A 15,517-nucleotide genomic window follows, 5' to 3' on the forward strand; every position below is an offset into this window, starting at 1 on the left:
GACCTTCCAATTACCACTGTTGTGGAAAACACACTGCCAATCAAAATCCGAATTAATACAAGCAAGGCTCACCCTCGGGTCAACCGTAGCCAACTATCTATTCATAGGCGAGAAGCAATGTGTTTTCCTAGTAAACTAATTCTCAGGGAACCAAGATGGTAATTCCACAAACCCTGAACCTGAATTAACCTTTAAAGTGCTGTATCGACCGCTCAGGCTAACTTTACCATTATTTATTACTTTAAATTGATGTGGCCAAACGACGCCTGGCTCAATCCTTCTATAATCAAACTCCTCAACATAAACACCATTTTTATAAAGTACCTTTCTAATATACCCAGTATCAGGGTCTATACCAAGTAAAGGGGTAATCCTTCCCCCTGAGACGAGCTTCCACCAGCTTTCACTTCTGTGCTCAGGCACATCAAATGGACCCTGCACTTCCATCGATGGGTCACGTAGAAAATAAAGGAAATTAAGCCATAATCCTTGAAGCAAATTATCCTTCTTATTTAAGCTAATATAGGCAGCTGACTCAGGGTCAATTGAATTGCCACCTTGATATAGTTCGTATTGACCTTCTACTCCAAAGTGAATTACATTTTCACGACCTGAATATTCAGCGATGGATTCATTTAAAAAATTTAAATATTGAATTTTTGTGCGCGACGGCTTGCTTTCTGAAGATAACTCTATTGTAGACGTTAAAGATTCAATCTTATGTAATAAATCCTTCCCTCCAAAAGCACCTAAGAGATTTTCTTTAACTTGTAGTGCAGTTGGCATTTCATTCACTAGCGGCTGGTGCCTAAGTAAAACCTGTCCTAAATCTGTACCCTTTATCTCACCGTGGTACAAGGCCAACTCGCCATTAACTAATACATGAATAAACCCTTCTGCGAGCTGCTGCGGATCTTCGTAGGTTGCTCGATCATTGACCTGATCCAAATCAAAGATAGCAATATCGGCATAATATCCAGGAGCCAATCGCCCCCGATCCTGAATGCCTAAGAAACTCGCGGGCAATGCTGTCATCCCCCTAATCAAGAATGGTAAAGAAATCAGAGATTCATCAACAACAAACTGCCTTATCTTCTTAGCAAACGCTCCAAATGTCCTAGGATGTGCACGCTGGCCTGGCACAGCGTGTGAGCCTCCATCCGAGCTCGTCATCATCCATTCCTGTGTTGCTAATAAGCGAATATTGTCCATATCATATAATTCAAGATTCATCACAGAAGCATCTCTTTGCTCCTTAGCAATATGAAGTACAGTATCTAAAGTTGATAGATTTAATTCCTTGGATACTTGTGCTAACGTTTTGTCATTGAGGTCTTTATTATTATCAGTAAATAATAATTTTTCCGGACCACCACGAATGTCAAGCATCTGCCTATGTTCTGAATGTAAACGATTTAGGAGATTTTTACTTTGTAACCGTTCAAGTAAAGATGTCATTCCTCCAGCTAAGGCCCAGTCTGGAATAGTATAAGCCAACAATGAACTCTGCGTTGCAGTATATGGATGTTGTGCAGCAAATACCTGAGCACCATCCGCCCTAGCATTATTGATCAAATCTATCCCTACGTTAGCTCGTCCGTCGTTATGCTTATCCTGCGGAGTAAAATGGCTAAAGATAATTCTCGCATCTATTGCAGAACCAATTTTGATAGCTTCAGCAACAGAAGCATCGTATCCTATACCGTTTAGAACTGCTCCCAAATCCCTATCATGGGTATCATAAATAGCTTTATACTTATTTAAGAATGACAGGGATTCAATCACTTCTTTTGTTGAGGCATAAGAAGCCGGTCGGTAAAAAAGACCCGTTGAGACCCCAAAAGCACCTTGCTGCATACCACTTTCAAGATACTGCGTCGTCTTTGAACGCTCTTCATTGCTGGCAGGTCTATCATTCATCCCCATAACGTTCAAGCGAGCCTGATTGAAACCCACATAGGTTCCTATATTGACGCCGGTATCACTGAGCCTTTCACCTCCCTCCTCAGCGACTTTATATTGCTCTAGAACATCATTTTTCCCAAAGCCATCTACACCAATAATTACCGACGTCACGCCCTGAAAGATCTGGGGTAACATTTTTTTACCCTGCGGGTCATTGAGATCTGCATGGCTATGCATGTCAATAAACCCAGGAGTAACATATAACCCCTCAGCATTAATGGTTAATTTAGCCTTACTCCTAAGACTATCAGCGTTCCCTACAAAGACTATCTTGTCATCGACCACTCCTACATCTTGCTTTATCCATGGATTACCTGAACCATCGATAACTTTTCCATCAAGAATCAAAATGTCCAAATAATCTATTTTATTGTTCTGTGCCAGAGTTACCGCACTGTAGAAAAAGAACAATAAAACAAGGCAATACTTAACTAATAAACTCTGTGTAAATTTCACAATTACTCCCCATCAACTACATAACTCAAACCAAGAACTTCACGATACGGCGAAATAGATAATTCCACACCTTTAATACCCATGCTTTAGAATACCGCTATTTTCAGCAAGAATTGAAACACCAAATAATATGACACCTGCGATGAGAAAATTGAGAATCGACTTGGTATTCATAACCATCCTTATCAATTTATCTTTATATGGCATACCACAAAACACAACTAAACGGATTTAAAATTCACCGTACTCTAACTTTATCTGTTACAATCTTTGAATCAAACACTACTTATCGATTAAACAAGACCGGCTATCGATAGAATTTCATACGGATCTCGAAATTTTCATGGCATTGAAATACAAACGTTTAGTTAACCTTATAAATATTGATGTAGCCAATGGCTTCCCAGCACTAGCAGCTTAATATCTAATTTTCCATTCTACATCTATTACCCTTTTGCCTTGCTTTACTCTTCTACCAAAGATCAATTACAAGAACCTCTACGCACTAAGCCTTTCCTTACCCAAAGTATCACTAGGAAATAGGTTACTGATTCGACTCAGAACAATCTAGTGAGCTGGTACCACTGTTTCAGAGGCAGTCAAAATAGAAAATAATCCAATAAGAGCCATTTAGGACAAAACTCCACTGCCTCGCCTCAGATTCTACCCTTATAGAAGCAGCCCATTATTAGACGAAAGCACGCATCAATTTCCGACTATCGCACTTAGCAGCACAGCTGCCGCTTTTTCTGGGAACGACCTTGCATTTTATTCATATTCTTGGAGTATCGCTAAATTGTGGTGTTTTAAGTTTACTGGGTTCCAAGTAGGTTTGTAGGTCATTTTTCATGTATTCGAGCACAGAGTTATGTCGCACCATATTGAAGCCCTATTAAGTGAATGGCAGGCATCGCCTGAGGATGATTGGGTACTAGCCGTAATCACCAAAGTTCAGGGCTCAGCTTATCGTAAGGCGGGAGCGATTATGTTGTTTCACCCACTAGGTAAGAGTATTGGTCTAGTCAGTGGTGGTTGCCTAGAGGCTGATTTAAAACGATACGCTCAACGCGCTATTCAGTATGATACTTCGATTAAAGTGATTTACGATGCCAGTGATGAGTCGGATGCTAGCTATCAATTAGGCTGTGGTGGCATTGTAGAACTAATTTTATTTCCCCTCACGCATAGAAACCAATATCTTCAGTTGCATTGCCTTTTAGAATATTTGAACTCGGGAAGCTCCGCTTTCTACGAACTGGAGTTACCTATTCAAAATACCAATTCAAGAGATCTTGTTGCGAGAGTTATTGCCCCAGAAGCAATGGGCTACCAGATTGATAGCACTACCAAAGCTACCCTATCACTACAAAATGGAAAAACAGATGCTCTGCATCCGAGATTAATTATTCCCTGCCTACCCCGCTTTCATATTGCTGTTTTTGGCGGCGGGTTAGATGCTCAGCCAGTAGTCAAAATTGCTCAAGAACTAGGCTGGCACATTACGGTGATTGATGAACGCGCAAGTTTTGCCCGTCATTACGATTTCCCTGGTGCAAGTATTCTAAAGAAACCCTATTCACAGCTGACTACATCGCTGCTGAGTCAGTTTGATGCGGCGATTGTGATGCACCACAACTTGGACTTGGATGCGAAGGCGTTACAAGCCGTAAGCCTGACGAAGCTACACTATGTTGCGCTGCTCGGCCCTCCACATAGACGTGATAAAGTTCTTGATAGAGCGGGGATAAAAGTAAGTGATTTCTATGGTGTCTTTTCCGCACCGGCAGGTTTAGCATTAGGTGGTGAGCTACCTGAGTCCATTGCTTTGAGCATCCTGGCTCAATGTCACGGAGTATTGCATCAAGCTAGATTGTTACCCCTAGACAAGGTCGCAACGTGAATAAATTTATCCGGGAGACAGCTAGACAACCTTCAAAACGGATACTGGTAGCATTGCTCGCTGCCGGAGAAAGTCGTAGATTTAATGGTATAAAATTACAAGCAACAGTAGATGTGATTGACTCAAATGGGAAGATTAAGAGTCAGCCTCTGCTGTTGCAAACGCTTGATAAACTAACCAGCCTAAACACAAAAACATCAACCGGGCTAAAAGTAGAGTTATTGGTAGTTCTGGGAGCGCATCAAGAGAAGCTGGCTAATTTGTTGTCTTCCGATGTGAACCGACGATTTAACACTAACTGGCAAAGTGGTATTGCAAGCTCTATTAAAGAAGCAGTTATCGAAGCCGAGGCCCTTAAGGTAGATGGTTTGCTAATTGCCTTGGCTGATCACATAGGCGTAACTTTGGATGATTATCAAAAATTAATTACTGTGTGGCAGTCATATGGGCAAACTTGCTGCGCCCAATATCAAAATAGTTTTGGCGTACCTGCAGTATTTAACTCCTCAGATTTTACTGATCTCGCATCTCTCACAGGCGATACGGGCGCAAAGCACTTATTGAAAAAGAAATCTAATCTTGATGCTTTATCAATTGTTGAGATCGAGGGTGTCGCCGTAGATATAGATCGTAGAGCTGATATAGAAAAATGGCAACAAATGATTGTGGAAAATATCAGTTAGGGCTTATTTTCAGTTTTTAGTGAGAGTATCAATTTACATAAGTACTTCCGTAAAACTAGCTCTGCGATAGTCAGATTTCCAAGTCAGAACCAGTTAACGAAAAGAAGCGATTTCGCCACCGATACGCAATTACTAGCGGGATTATCAAGGAGCGGGTAATGTCAGATAAGAAGTTAACCTTAACCATCAACGACGAAAGTTACGCACTAGATGTTGCACCAGAGATGCCACTTTTGTGGGCAATCAGAGATTTGCTTGGATTAACAGGCACTAAATATGGTTGCGGTGCTGGATTGTGTGGAGCTTGCACAATCCACTTGGACGGAACGCCGACGCGAGCATGTTTAACGACGGTTTCGCAAGCCAAAGGCAAGAAAGTAACTACCATCGAGGGGCTGCAATTTGCTGAATTGAAGCAAGCATGGAGCGACAATAACGTTCCACAATGTGGCTATTGTCAGTCTGGCCAGCTTATGACTGCTGCCGCGCTATTGACCCAAAACCCATCACCAAGTGATGAAGAGATTAACTCTGCCATGGCTGGAAATATTTGCCGTTGTGGTACCTACACACGAATTCGAGCTGCTATTCAAGACACCGCTAAAAAGAGAACTTAATAATGAGTAGCTTTACAGCCGTAAAAAATTTCAGCCGCCGGGATGTACTTAAACTATTTGGAGCAACTGGCGGGGGCTTAGCTTTAGGTGCAAGTGGGATAAGCTGGAGTCCGATGGCCATAGCACAAGGAAAGGAGCCGAGGTTAAACCTGTTTGTTGCTGTTGGCGAAGACAATAAAGTCTATCTTACCTGTCATCGTTCAGAGATGGGCCAAGGTATTAGAACCGGGATACCTCAGATACTCGCTGATGAGCTTGAGGCTGATTGGCAACATGTCGTTGTGATTCAAGGGTTAGCCGATAAGCGCTATGGAAGCCAGAATACCGATGGGTCACGCAGTATTCGTAAGCATTATGACAAAATGCGACAAATGGGGGCAATAGCTCGGACCATGCTGGAACAAGCTGCAGCAGACTCATGGCAAGTGCCTGTCGGAGAAGTGGAAGCCAGGAATCATAAAGTCGTGCACGTAAAGTCGGGCAGAAGCTTTAGTTATGGAGAGCTAGCAGTTTCTGCTGCGAAACTGCCCATACCAGAATTGAACCACGTGAAACTGAAGGAAAACAAGGACTTTAAACATATCGGCAAATCTCACAAGATTGTCGACATGGATAATATGCTATCCGGAAGAGCTAGATATGGCTACGACATTCAAATAGATGGCATGCTATATGCCAGTATAAGCAGGCCGCCGGTTCTCGGTAGTGATGTAGAAAGTTTAGATGATACCCTGGCTCGCAAGGTTCCCGGGGTTGTGGATGTAATTCAATTACCTGTGCCCGAAGGACCACCTAAGTTTCAAGTTTTAGGTGGTGTAGCAGTTATTGCTACTAACACCTGGAGTGCCTTGCAAGGGCGTAAAGCATTAGAAATAACTTGGACTGCCAGTAAGAATGATAGCCACAGCAGCACAAGTTTCATGGAGTCGTTAATTCAGGCGGTCAAGGAGCCTGGTAAATTAGTTCGCCAACAAGGAGTTGAAAACACCGATTGGCCGGAGGACTCTACCCAGCAAGCCATATACACAGTGCCCTATTTGGCCCACGCACCGATGGAAGCTCCTGCTGCTGTAGCTTCAGTTACACCAAATGGCTGTGAAATCTGGGCATCAACACAAACACCGCAAAGTACGCAGCAAAATGTAGCAGCAAACCTCGGGCTCAATGACGAGCAAGTGAAAGTTAACGTCACGCTATTAGGGGGCGGCTTTGGAAGGAAGTCAAAGCCTGACTTTAGTGTGGAAGCGGCACTATTGTCTAAAAAGCTTGGACGGCCGGTTAAAGTTAGCTGGAGCCGCGAGGACGATATCCAAAACGGCTACATGCACGCAATTAGTGCCCAATTTTATCAAGCAAAACTTGATAGCGATCAAATGCCAACGGCAATACTACAACGTACCGCCTTTCCATCTATTAGCACTACCTTTGCCGAGAATGTGGAGTACCCCTCAGCTGGAGAACTGGACCTTGGCTTTGTCGACATTCCATTTACTGTGCCAAGTCATCGTTGTGAAGCGGTTAAAGCATTGGCGCATACCCGTATCGGCTGGATGCGCTCAGTGAGTAATATTCAGCACGCCTTTGGTATTGGTAGTTTCGTGGATGAACTGGCACACAATGCCAAAGTATCATGCCCAAAGATGTGGAAAGAAATGTTGGGCCAACCTAGGCATATCGACTTTTCCGGTCAACAGTTCAAATACGGAAACTACGGAGAGGATCTATCACGTCACCCAGTCGATATTGGTCGCTACCATCAAGTGATTGATATTGTTGAAAGGAATATGGCTGAATTTGCACCTATCCAGTCAAATCACGGCTGGGGCTTTGCCGTTCATCGAAGCTTTAATAGCTATGTAGCTATAGCGATTCTGGTGGAGGTGAAAAACACAAACCTTAAGGTACTGCAAGCAATTGCAGCTATTGATGCTGGACTTGTTGTTAACCCTGATAGAGTTGTCTCACAAACCGAAGGCGCGGTGATTTTTGGCTTAAGCTTGGCGATGATGGGAGAGGTAGCCTTTGAAGATGGGAAGGTTAAGCAGTCCAACTTCCATGATTACCCTGTACTTCGTATGGGGCAGTGCCCTGATATTTCGGTAACGGTAGTGAGTGCCAATTCTGCTCCAGCAGGCGTTGGTGAGCCTGGTGTGCCACCCGTAGCCCCTGCATTGACCAACGCGATATTTGCAGCAACAGGAACCAGAATTCGCAATCTGCCAGTAAATAAAAAACTTAATGTTTAAGTTATGATCACAATTGCAAAGGTAGAGCTTTATATCCCCCTACTCGTTCTTCGTGAAGGGGGATATATAAAAGAAAACAGCGTAGACAAAGACCCACAGAACTGACTGAACATAATGTGTAGTAGTTCAGACTTGATCTGACAGTTACCGGTTTCTCAGGAGATGCTCTGTCAGGTCAAATTCAGTTTACGAGCTTTTCCTTCCAGATGCTTTTTCCATCTTCAAGAGTTGCTAACGGTGTTCGACCGCAACACTTCTTACCCTGATGAGTTCTCTCATTATTGTAATATGTGAGCCACTCGTCCAGATCCGTTTGTAACTCTTCTATTGATCCATAGATCTTGCGGCGTAATGAGGGTTGGTAGAACTCTTGTAAAATGGTCTTATGGAAGCGCTCACAGATTCCATTAGTTTGTGGATGTCTGGCTTTTGTCTTAGTGTGTTCTATTTCGTTCACACTTAGATATAACTGGTAGTCGTGCTGTTCCAATTTGCCACAATACTCCGTACCGCGATCAGTTAGGATACGCAGCACTGGTAGATCATGTAAGGCATAAAACGGTAGCACACGGTCATTCAGGAGGTCCGCCGCAGTGATTGGCGTTTTGGTGGTGTACAGCTTGCAATGAGCCACCTTTGCATAGGTATCGACATAGGTTTGTTGGTAAACACGTCCGACGCCCTTAAAGGTTCCTACATAGAAGGTATCCTGCGAGCCCAGATAACCTGGGTGTTGAGTATCAATTTCACCGCAGGCTTCATCATCATGCCGTTTTCTCTCCAAAGCCTGAACCTGTGACTCTGTGAGGATCAGTCCCTCCTCAGCGACCTTGGCCTCAAGTGCCTTTAATCGCAATTTGAAGTTAGCCAGGTCATGCCGTAACCAGATACTCCGAACGCCACTAGGGGACACAAATACACCGCGTTTACGCAGTTCATTGGAAACTCGAACCTGCCCATGGGCAGGCTCTTGGAGGGCATAAGTTAACACTGCCTCTTCAATGACTGTGTCAACACGGTTCTTGTGGTTGGGCACACGCCGGTTCTTCTCAAGAAGGGCGTCCACACCGCCACTTGAAACGGCTTCCTTATAGCGATAGAAAGTGTCTCTCGACACACCCAGCATCTTGCAAGCTTTGGAGATATTGCCGAGTTCTTCTGCCAGATTTAGCAATCCGGTCTTGTGTTTGATGATGCGATCATTAGTATGGATCATGGGGTTTATCCTTGGTTTTGCTTTTAGGTTTAGGCACCTTCATCAAAACCGGTAAACCCCTCTTTTTCAAGAGGATGTGTCAGATTTGGTCTGAACTAATACACATAATGCAATTCCATTATTGACTCATCAAACTCGTCTCGATCTACAACTTAAAAATTAAATCGCTCAAAAGTTTCTTAATAAAAGCATGGATTGCTATGTAGCAACGGGATACAGGGTTAAAAATTTTTACTTTTCCAACTTCCTCACACAGAAGTCTCATAGTTTTTGGGCCATAGCCTTTACCTTGTTGGGCAACATCAAATAAGGACAGATCTACAAAAAACTCGTTCGGCTTGCCATTATCATTATTGGTATAGTGTTGAATACTGCTCTTACTGGAAACTAAATTACTTTTTTGTTCTAACCGAATAAATTTTGGAGAAGCTTGTGGCTATATCAACTGATTCAGGAGAACATGCAGGATGTCCCCAACCACTGGCACTAACGTCATCAACAATATCATAGACAATATTGTCATCCTTATTGGGGCTAACTCCTGAAGGCACATAATCTAGCTGGAGGTTGTGGCGCAATTTCCATGCGATATTATGATCTGCACATGAACTATCACCGCTAACCCCTAGAGCGCCGATAAGCTTTCCATCCTTATTATACAGAGCTAAACCGCCACCAAATACATTAATTCCTCCAATCTTTTTACCTACCATCGGGTCATCTTCTGTGCCAATTTGACTTGATGAACCACCATAAGCGACATTTGTATCAACTGGATTGCTATGCTGTAAGCCATATAAACTACCACCAGGCTGTACAGCCGAAAAAAGGTTGGCCGTTGATAGTGATAGGTCGGGAAGACTGAAAGCATTCGCCGTGTTTGCCTTTTGCGCTGAAATAACTCTACTCCCAGGCCATTGATCACCTCGATCCTTGCCTGAAAAGGCAACTAATTTAACGACACCATCCCTGTCAACGATAGTTGCCCACATGTTTAAGTTAAATCCACCATTTTTTTCGCTTACAATATCTTTAAGCACTTTCTGAAGCTCAGAATGCGTTGGGAATTTAACTGAAGCAGCGTCCATACCAACTTCTCCTTTTCTCGCTCAAGTAATTAGCATCCAATCATAGTAGCTTATTGCATTAAGTGTGCTTCAACTACTAAAGGTCAGTAGAGCCAACCTATACTCTGCCAGCAAGTTTGAAAATTATTTTCTCGCCCACCTGATTGAAGACTGCCTCTATTGAGAGTTATGACTAGTTTACAACCAACAAGAAGGATAGATCATATTAATCTCCAACCAACTGGTTACGAACCATCTAAATTCAACTTAACTACACGAATGATTGACGACCACCAAATAAACACCATCTAAAATAAAAAAGTCTATATACACAATAAACGATTTTAAGCTAGAAGAATTACTCAAATAGTAAATTACAGAAAATAATCATGTCTTTTTACAACTTACTTTTATCAATAAGCAGGATTATAACCGGCCACCCAAAATACATTTTCTTCACCATTTATACCTATTGTATCGAACGACTCATATACCCATAGGTCTGAATCTAAATTTCTATCTAGCTCATCAGAAAGATACTGTATATTATCTTTAATTGATACGCCCTTTGGATTAGAAGACATTATTAGAGCCAGTCCTTTTGCCGGACTACACTTGCTTAACTTATCAAAGTCACTTCTAATTTTAGGTATTTCAGGACTGCCTGTTGAGCTCATCCACCTCTTCATTTCCACCACCACGTCTATTTCTGATGGCACATCTTCCCGGAAAACAACAAGATCAATTAAGTCATACTCGACCTGAATCCTTCTAGCGAAGTATCTAAAAAGGTACCTGGCAATGATGAACTGATAATATCTCTCATTGTTTATTTTTAGAATCCCGGCTTGGTCACACGAGTAGCAAGCATTATTGGAAAGTGACTCCTGAAGATACTGATCCTCCTCCTGCAGAGCCTTACATGATAAAGAAATTAAATCTTTTAATATTAAATCCACCTATCCTCCAACTCACTATTACGCACCACATTGAAGAGTTACTTTGGAAATAAAACTTTAAATACAAAACTGTAAAGAAACATATACTCGCCACCAAGCAGTATCAATGAAGGTCATGCTTCACCAATATAGATAAAAACTGACTCTATTACTAAGATTTAGCTTGCCTAAGCTGAATGTGATTCCCCTCAGGATCAGCTACGTTACAAACCTTGAAAATTGGATTTGACCACTCACCTTCCATAGCCCTGCCCCCAAGTGCCTCAGCCTTATTCTTTGCATCTTAAAGACATTCCACCATGACAAATAGTTTAATTGTGTTGAAATTTCGCTCAGGGAGCTCTATGGGCGAGTCATGTACAACAATATTAAATCCGTCTTTACCTATACTAATTAACTTATCTGTTTTATGTAGTACGTGAAAATCAAACATTTTTAGATAGAACTCGGAGAGACCCTGTATATCTCTTGCATATATTACGACTCCGAACTTTGATATTTCACTCATGTTCTACCACCACTTTTTATAAGACTTCCAAGCATTTTAACCTAAACTGCACAAACAAATGTTACCCAAATACAAAAAATTGTTAACAAGTCAAGCAACCATATATTTCCCCCTAGATTAAAGGATGCCGAACTATAGAAATACCTTTTAGTGGCATATAGCAATTGACATATCCAGTCCCTTCCCGACCCACACAAAAGAACAGTTATCAATCTAACGAAAAGACAATCTAGAGGTATACATAGCATTCCCTTATTATTATGGGATTCCACTATCGATCATTATATCAACAGCAACTATTAAACTGCTAGATAGTGCTAAAAAGCACCTATTCTTAGGCAGTTGCTTTAAGGATATTGTTAAAGTAATACACAAAATTGCTTCTGTTAGAATTTCTAGAACACATAATTGGTACAAGTTACACCCGTGTTAGCTATTAACATCTACAACTTTAACTGCCTTAGCAACAAAGCTTGAAATTATCATCTCATCCTCGCACAGAGAGCTAATCAAGCACTTGAATGTAATCCTCCCCAATAGATTTCTCTCACGATGATAAGGATATCGGATAGCAGTAGATGGCATTACCGTGGATTTAAGCGTCTATTTGTTTAACCCAAAGATTACAATGTCTTGCAAGTTGTGCTCTACTCTGTAATATCACATAGAACAAATATCAGGATTATTGTCAGAAATATCATTATGTATCAGTTTACGTATGAGCCTACCCCCAAAAATGTCCTACTGGACCTAATGGGCGTAAACAAGCGACACGAGCTTGGAACCAGTCAGCTCAGCTTTATATCTGATGCATTTGACATTTCTATCAATAGTCTACGAGTAACATTAAATAGATTGGTAAGTACCGAATTGGTCAGCCATGATGGGCGGGGGGTGTACCGTTTAACAGAAAAAGCGATCGCCAAACGCGCTTTTATCAACCGCTGGCAACATGATACTTTTCATTATGAAACTTGGGACGCTAGTTGGCTTACTTGTCACTTACCTAAAGGAATATCACGTACGGTTCGTAGAAAGTCATTATCGGTTCTCCAATGGTATGGTTTTTCCGTAGGCCTCGACCACCTGTGGGTACGACCCAACAATCTAAAACTCGCCCATTCTGAAATAATCGCTTCATTAGATACTCTTGGACTTGAGGTAGGAGCGAACTGTTTTGTGTTGCATGAAGTTCCGGATTCATTAGTCTCTCAATGGGCTCACCAGCTATGGGATATCGAAAGGCTTGATAGCGAATATGACGATCTCGTACGGTCCCTTGAGAAAAGCCTTAAGACTCTGTCAAATAAACCTATTTATACAACATTATCAGAAACATGCCGGTTGGGTGGTGAGGCCATTCATCGCCTAGCGATTGATCCTCTACTCCCAAAGATAATAAGACCGCAAGAGAAGTACCAAGAATTGAAGAATATCGTGCGTAAGTACGATCATGTTGGCCGTAACATTTGGCTGGAACAGTTGAAGAAGTTAGGTGTTGACTAATAATCACAACAAGGTACTCCTCAATGAATATCCCAATTAGCAAAGAAGAACTAAAGCCTTTTCTGCAGCGTAGTGATGCCAGAGCTTGGTGGATAGTAGCAAGCGCTTGGATTGGCATCGTTAGTATTTTTGTTATTGCAGCACTATTACCGTATTGGTACGTATATATTGCAGCAGTATTCTTGCTTGCTGGGCGTCAACAGGCCTTAGCTGCAATCATGCATGAAGCCAGTCATAAAACGCTTTTCGCAACCCGGGCCTATAATAAATTCGTTGCCAAGTGGTTATCTTCACCATTTTTATTGATGGATGGTGATACCTATATTAAGAGCCATCTTAAACATCATCGAAATGCTGGCACAGATAAAGATCCGGATCTGAAGAACTATAAAGACTATCCTGTAAGTAAAAGGAGTCTAGCGAGAAAATTCATTAGAGATTTTTTGGGAATCACTGGTTTAAAGGCAAACCTATATCTTTTTTTAAGCGGTCGAGATTTGTTGAGCAGAAATAAGAGAGTTAATTATCAGTTGACACGGGGCCTGTTTGTTAACGGTATCATGTTTGCGGCGTTGTGGGCCTCTGGCTTTCCGCAGTTGTATATCCTATGGGTGATAGCCTACTTTACAGTCTATATGGCCATCATTCGAATGCGTCAAATCGCTGAGCATGCCGGGGTAAAAGATCTCTATCATCTGGAACCAAAATATAATACACGATCGGTTCCAAGGGGAATTTTAGGATTACTCTTTGTCAGCCCCACCGATGGATTAAGCTACCATTGTGAGCATCACGCTTTTATGGGTGTGCCCACCTATAACTTAAGGGCACTCCATAAGTTTCTTAAGGCCCGCGGGTACTATGATGATGTAGAGCTGGCTGATAACTACCTTGGCGTGTTAAGGCAGGTGTTAAGATAGCAACTGGAACTGAATACTTCGCGGCAAAACAGCTTAAGATAAGTATGATACTTCCGCCGTATTTTCCATACAGGCAGCAGCAAAAGCCATACTAACCTATCCGTGAAATGGTTTTTTGCTTTGCTGCCATCTAAATCCATACATTAGAGCTTCGCTTTATATATGATAAATGCCGATCGAGCACCCACTATTGCGCTTACTAGGAATATTCTGCAAATCCAACAGCCAACCTAATTGCTGCCTCCGCCAATAAATGATTGGAGTTCAAGGTAGGCAGAGGGGAGTTGGAGTCACTAATTATTAGTGGTATTTCTGTACACCCAAGTATAACGGCATCACAACCATTAGCCTTCAAACTTTGAATTACCTCTTGAAAGTAAGTTACTGAATCTGGCGCCGAGACACCACAGACCAATTCTTCCATAATTAAGCTGTCTATATTGTGTACCTGCTCATTTGTAGGTCGCAGCCAACCAAGGTTCTGCCCTTCAATTTTCTTTGGGTAAACATCACTTTCCACCAGCCATTTGGTGCCTAAAATACCAAGCTTTTGATAACCGCGAGATTTCGCACTCTCTGCTACAACTTCAGCAATATGGAGCCAAGGTAGCGGTGATAATTCTTTTACATACTCAAACGCCTGATGAATGGTATTATCTGGACAAATTAAGAAATCAGCACCCTGCGCTTTGAGCTTTTTAGCTGAAGAAAGCATTAGGTCACCAACACCCAACAAATCGCTGTTATTCAATCGATCCACATAGTCTGCCAAAGAGTGAGTATGCATGGAGATTTCCGGGTGTGCATACTCCCCCAAAATTTTGGAGCTTTCAGTACATATTGTTCTGTAGCAAAGGGCGGCCCCTTCTGCGGAGCATCCAACTATACCTATATGTTTAGGCAAGGTTTTCATATTACTAAACTTCTATCTATTAGAATTAATCCGCCACTTAGAATTGTGGCGGTCCCTTATGATACGCACTACTATCGATACTCACTTTAGAGTAACTAAACTTAAAACCCAAAGGCTACATCTCTACCCATATCAATATTCCCTTCACATAATTTTTCAGCAAAAGTAATTTTGAAGACACAGGTAATCAATGTAACGCCTATCTCAAACGCTGAAGTACGCACCTTTTGATGGGGCAAATTAACTACTTGAGTATAGCGCTATTGATATCATGCTATTAGAGCGAGATACAGTATGGTTTGAAAAATCTGACAAGATAAACGGAAGGGATAATACTGGTTTTTTAGCTTTGTGGGCTAGGTGAGCGTAGATAAGACTTTCAGCAGGGAGGCCTTATCTACGCACTTGCTATCGAGTATGATTTTTAATCAGCGCAAGTTATCTCTCTCTTCCTTCATGCGCTTACCTATCGCTAAATGCGCCGCTGGATCAAAATGGTAATAACCTGAGAGATCATCTGTTTCATGAGCCTCAACATTGTAGGTGGTATCGAGACAATTC

Annotated in this window: 11 protein-coding genes; 6 read left to right on the top strand and 5 right to left on the bottom strand. The window is 42.0% G+C overall.

The genetic code is table 11. The features are described from left to right. Positions 1 to 135 precede the first annotated feature (135 nt). Positions 136 to 2,421: an N-acyl-D-amino-acid deacylase family protein gene (locus ACJJIL_RS11700; protein ID WP_445359774.1), complete on the bottom strand. Its 2,286-nt coding sequence runs from the start codon at positions 2,419 to 2,421 to the stop codon at positions 136 to 138. Between the two features lie 868 nt (positions 2,422 to 3,289). Between ACJJIL_RS11700 and ACJJIL_RS11705 the strand changes: the two genes are divergently transcribed. From ACJJIL_RS11705 to ACJJIL_RS11720, 4 genes are all read left to right on the top strand, one after another. Further along, a complete protein-coding gene (locus ACJJIL_RS11705) occupies positions 3,290 to 4,321 on the top strand; it encodes an XdhC family protein (protein ID WP_445359775.1) in 1,032 nt (343 codons plus the stop codon). After that, on the top strand, positions 4,318 to 5,004 hold the full coding sequence (locus ACJJIL_RS11710; protein WP_413665547.1) for a nucleotidyltransferase family protein: 687 nt from the start codon (positions 4,318 to 4,320) through the stop codon (positions 5,002 to 5,004). The genes ACJJIL_RS11705 and ACJJIL_RS11710 overlap by 4 nt, the downstream gene beginning before the upstream one ends. Positions 5,005 to 5,162: 158 nt before the next feature. Continuing rightward, on the top strand, positions 5,163 to 5,621 hold the full coding sequence (locus ACJJIL_RS11715) for a (2Fe-2S)-binding protein (RefSeq protein ID WP_444912884.1): 459 nt from the start codon (positions 5,163 to 5,165) through the stop codon (positions 5,619 to 5,621). A gap of 2 nt (positions 5,622 to 5,623) precedes the next feature. After that, the gene (locus ACJJIL_RS11720) at positions 5,624 to 7,867 is read left to right on the top strand and encodes a xanthine dehydrogenase family protein molybdopterin-binding subunit (RefSeq protein WP_445359776.1); all 2,244 of its coding nucleotides are present in this window, start codon (positions 5,624 to 5,626) and stop codon (positions 7,865 to 7,867) included. A 181-nt stretch (positions 7,868 to 8,048) separates the two neighbouring features. Here ACJJIL_RS11720 and ACJJIL_RS11725 read toward each other — a convergent pair whose 3' ends face one another. The 3 genes from ACJJIL_RS11725 to ACJJIL_RS11735 form a co-directional block, all read right to left on the bottom strand. Continuing rightward, entirely contained in the window at positions 8,049 to 9,083 is a 1,035-nt protein-coding gene (locus tag ACJJIL_RS11725) for an IS481 family transposase (protein ID WP_444905427.1), read from the bottom strand. Between the two features lie 392 nt (positions 9,084 to 9,475). Next, positions 9,476 to 10,171, bottom strand: a complete 696-nt coding sequence (locus ACJJIL_RS11730; RefSeq protein ID WP_445359777.1) for a GlcG/HbpS family heme-binding protein — start codon at positions 10,169 to 10,171, stop codon at positions 9,476 to 9,478. Between the two features lie 392 nt (positions 10,172 to 10,563). Next, the gene (locus ACJJIL_RS11735; protein ID WP_445359778.1) at positions 10,564 to 11,109 is read right to left on the bottom strand and encodes a hypothetical protein; all 546 of its coding nucleotides are present in this window, start codon (positions 11,107 to 11,109) and stop codon (positions 10,564 to 10,566) included. Positions 11,110 to 12,319: 1,210 nt separating this feature from the next. On the opposite strand from ACJJIL_RS11735, the gene ACJJIL_RS11740 reads away from it, so the two are divergent. Then, positions 12,320 to 13,123 (top strand): hypothetical protein, encoded by an 804-nt coding sequence (locus ACJJIL_RS11740; RefSeq protein WP_445359779.1) that lies wholly within the window; start codon positions 12,320 to 12,322, stop codon positions 13,121 to 13,123. Positions 13,124 to 13,146: 23 nt separating this feature from the next. Continuing rightward, positions 13,147 to 14,043, top strand: a complete 897-nt coding sequence (locus ACJJIL_RS11745; RefSeq protein WP_444912877.1) for a fatty acid desaturase family protein — start codon at positions 13,147 to 13,149, stop codon at positions 14,041 to 14,043. A 199-nt stretch (positions 14,044 to 14,242) separates the two neighbouring features. Here ACJJIL_RS11745 and ACJJIL_RS11750 read toward each other — a convergent pair whose 3' ends face one another. Then, positions 14,243 to 14,956: an aspartate/glutamate racemase family protein gene (locus ACJJIL_RS11750; protein ID WP_445359780.1), complete on the bottom strand. Its 714-nt coding sequence runs from the start codon at positions 14,954 to 14,956 to the stop codon at positions 14,243 to 14,245. Between the last annotated feature and the right edge of the window lie 561 nt (positions 14,957 to 15,517).

It is taken from the genome of Microbulbifer maximicatervae (SeqCode) (assembly GCF_052468095.1).

Bases quoted from the DNA above. Each gene is read 5' to 3' on its own strand.
- ACJJIL_RS11725 (WP_444905427.1), bottom strand. From the start codon at position 9,083: ATGATCCATACTAATGATCGCATCATCAAACACAAGACCGGATTGCTA.
- ACJJIL_RS11730 (WP_445359777.1), bottom strand. From the start codon at position 10,171: ATGGACGCTGCTTCAGTTAAATTCCCAACGCATTCTGAGCTTCAGAAA.
- ACJJIL_RS11720 (WP_445359776.1), top strand. From the start codon at position 5,624: ATGAGTAGCTTTACAGCCGTAAAAAATTTCAGCCGCCGGGATGTACTT.
- ACJJIL_RS11715 (WP_444912884.1), top strand. From the start codon at position 5,163: ATGTCAGATAAGAAGTTAACCTTAACCATCAACGACGAAAGTTACGCA.
- ACJJIL_RS11745 (WP_444912877.1), top strand. From the start codon at position 13,147: ATGAATATCCCAATTAGCAAAGAAGAACTAAAGCCTTTTCTGCAGCGT.
- ACJJIL_RS11750 (WP_445359780.1), bottom strand. From the start codon at position 14,956: ATGAAAACCTTGCCTAAACATATAGGTATAGTTGGATGCTCCGCAGAA.
- ACJJIL_RS11740 (WP_445359779.1), top strand. From the start codon at position 12,320: ATGTATCAGTTTACGTATGAGCCTACCCCCAAAAATGTCCTACTGGAC.
- ACJJIL_RS11705 (WP_445359775.1), top strand. From the start codon at position 3,290: ATGTCGCACCATATTGAAGCCCTATTAAGTGAATGGCAGGCATCGCCT.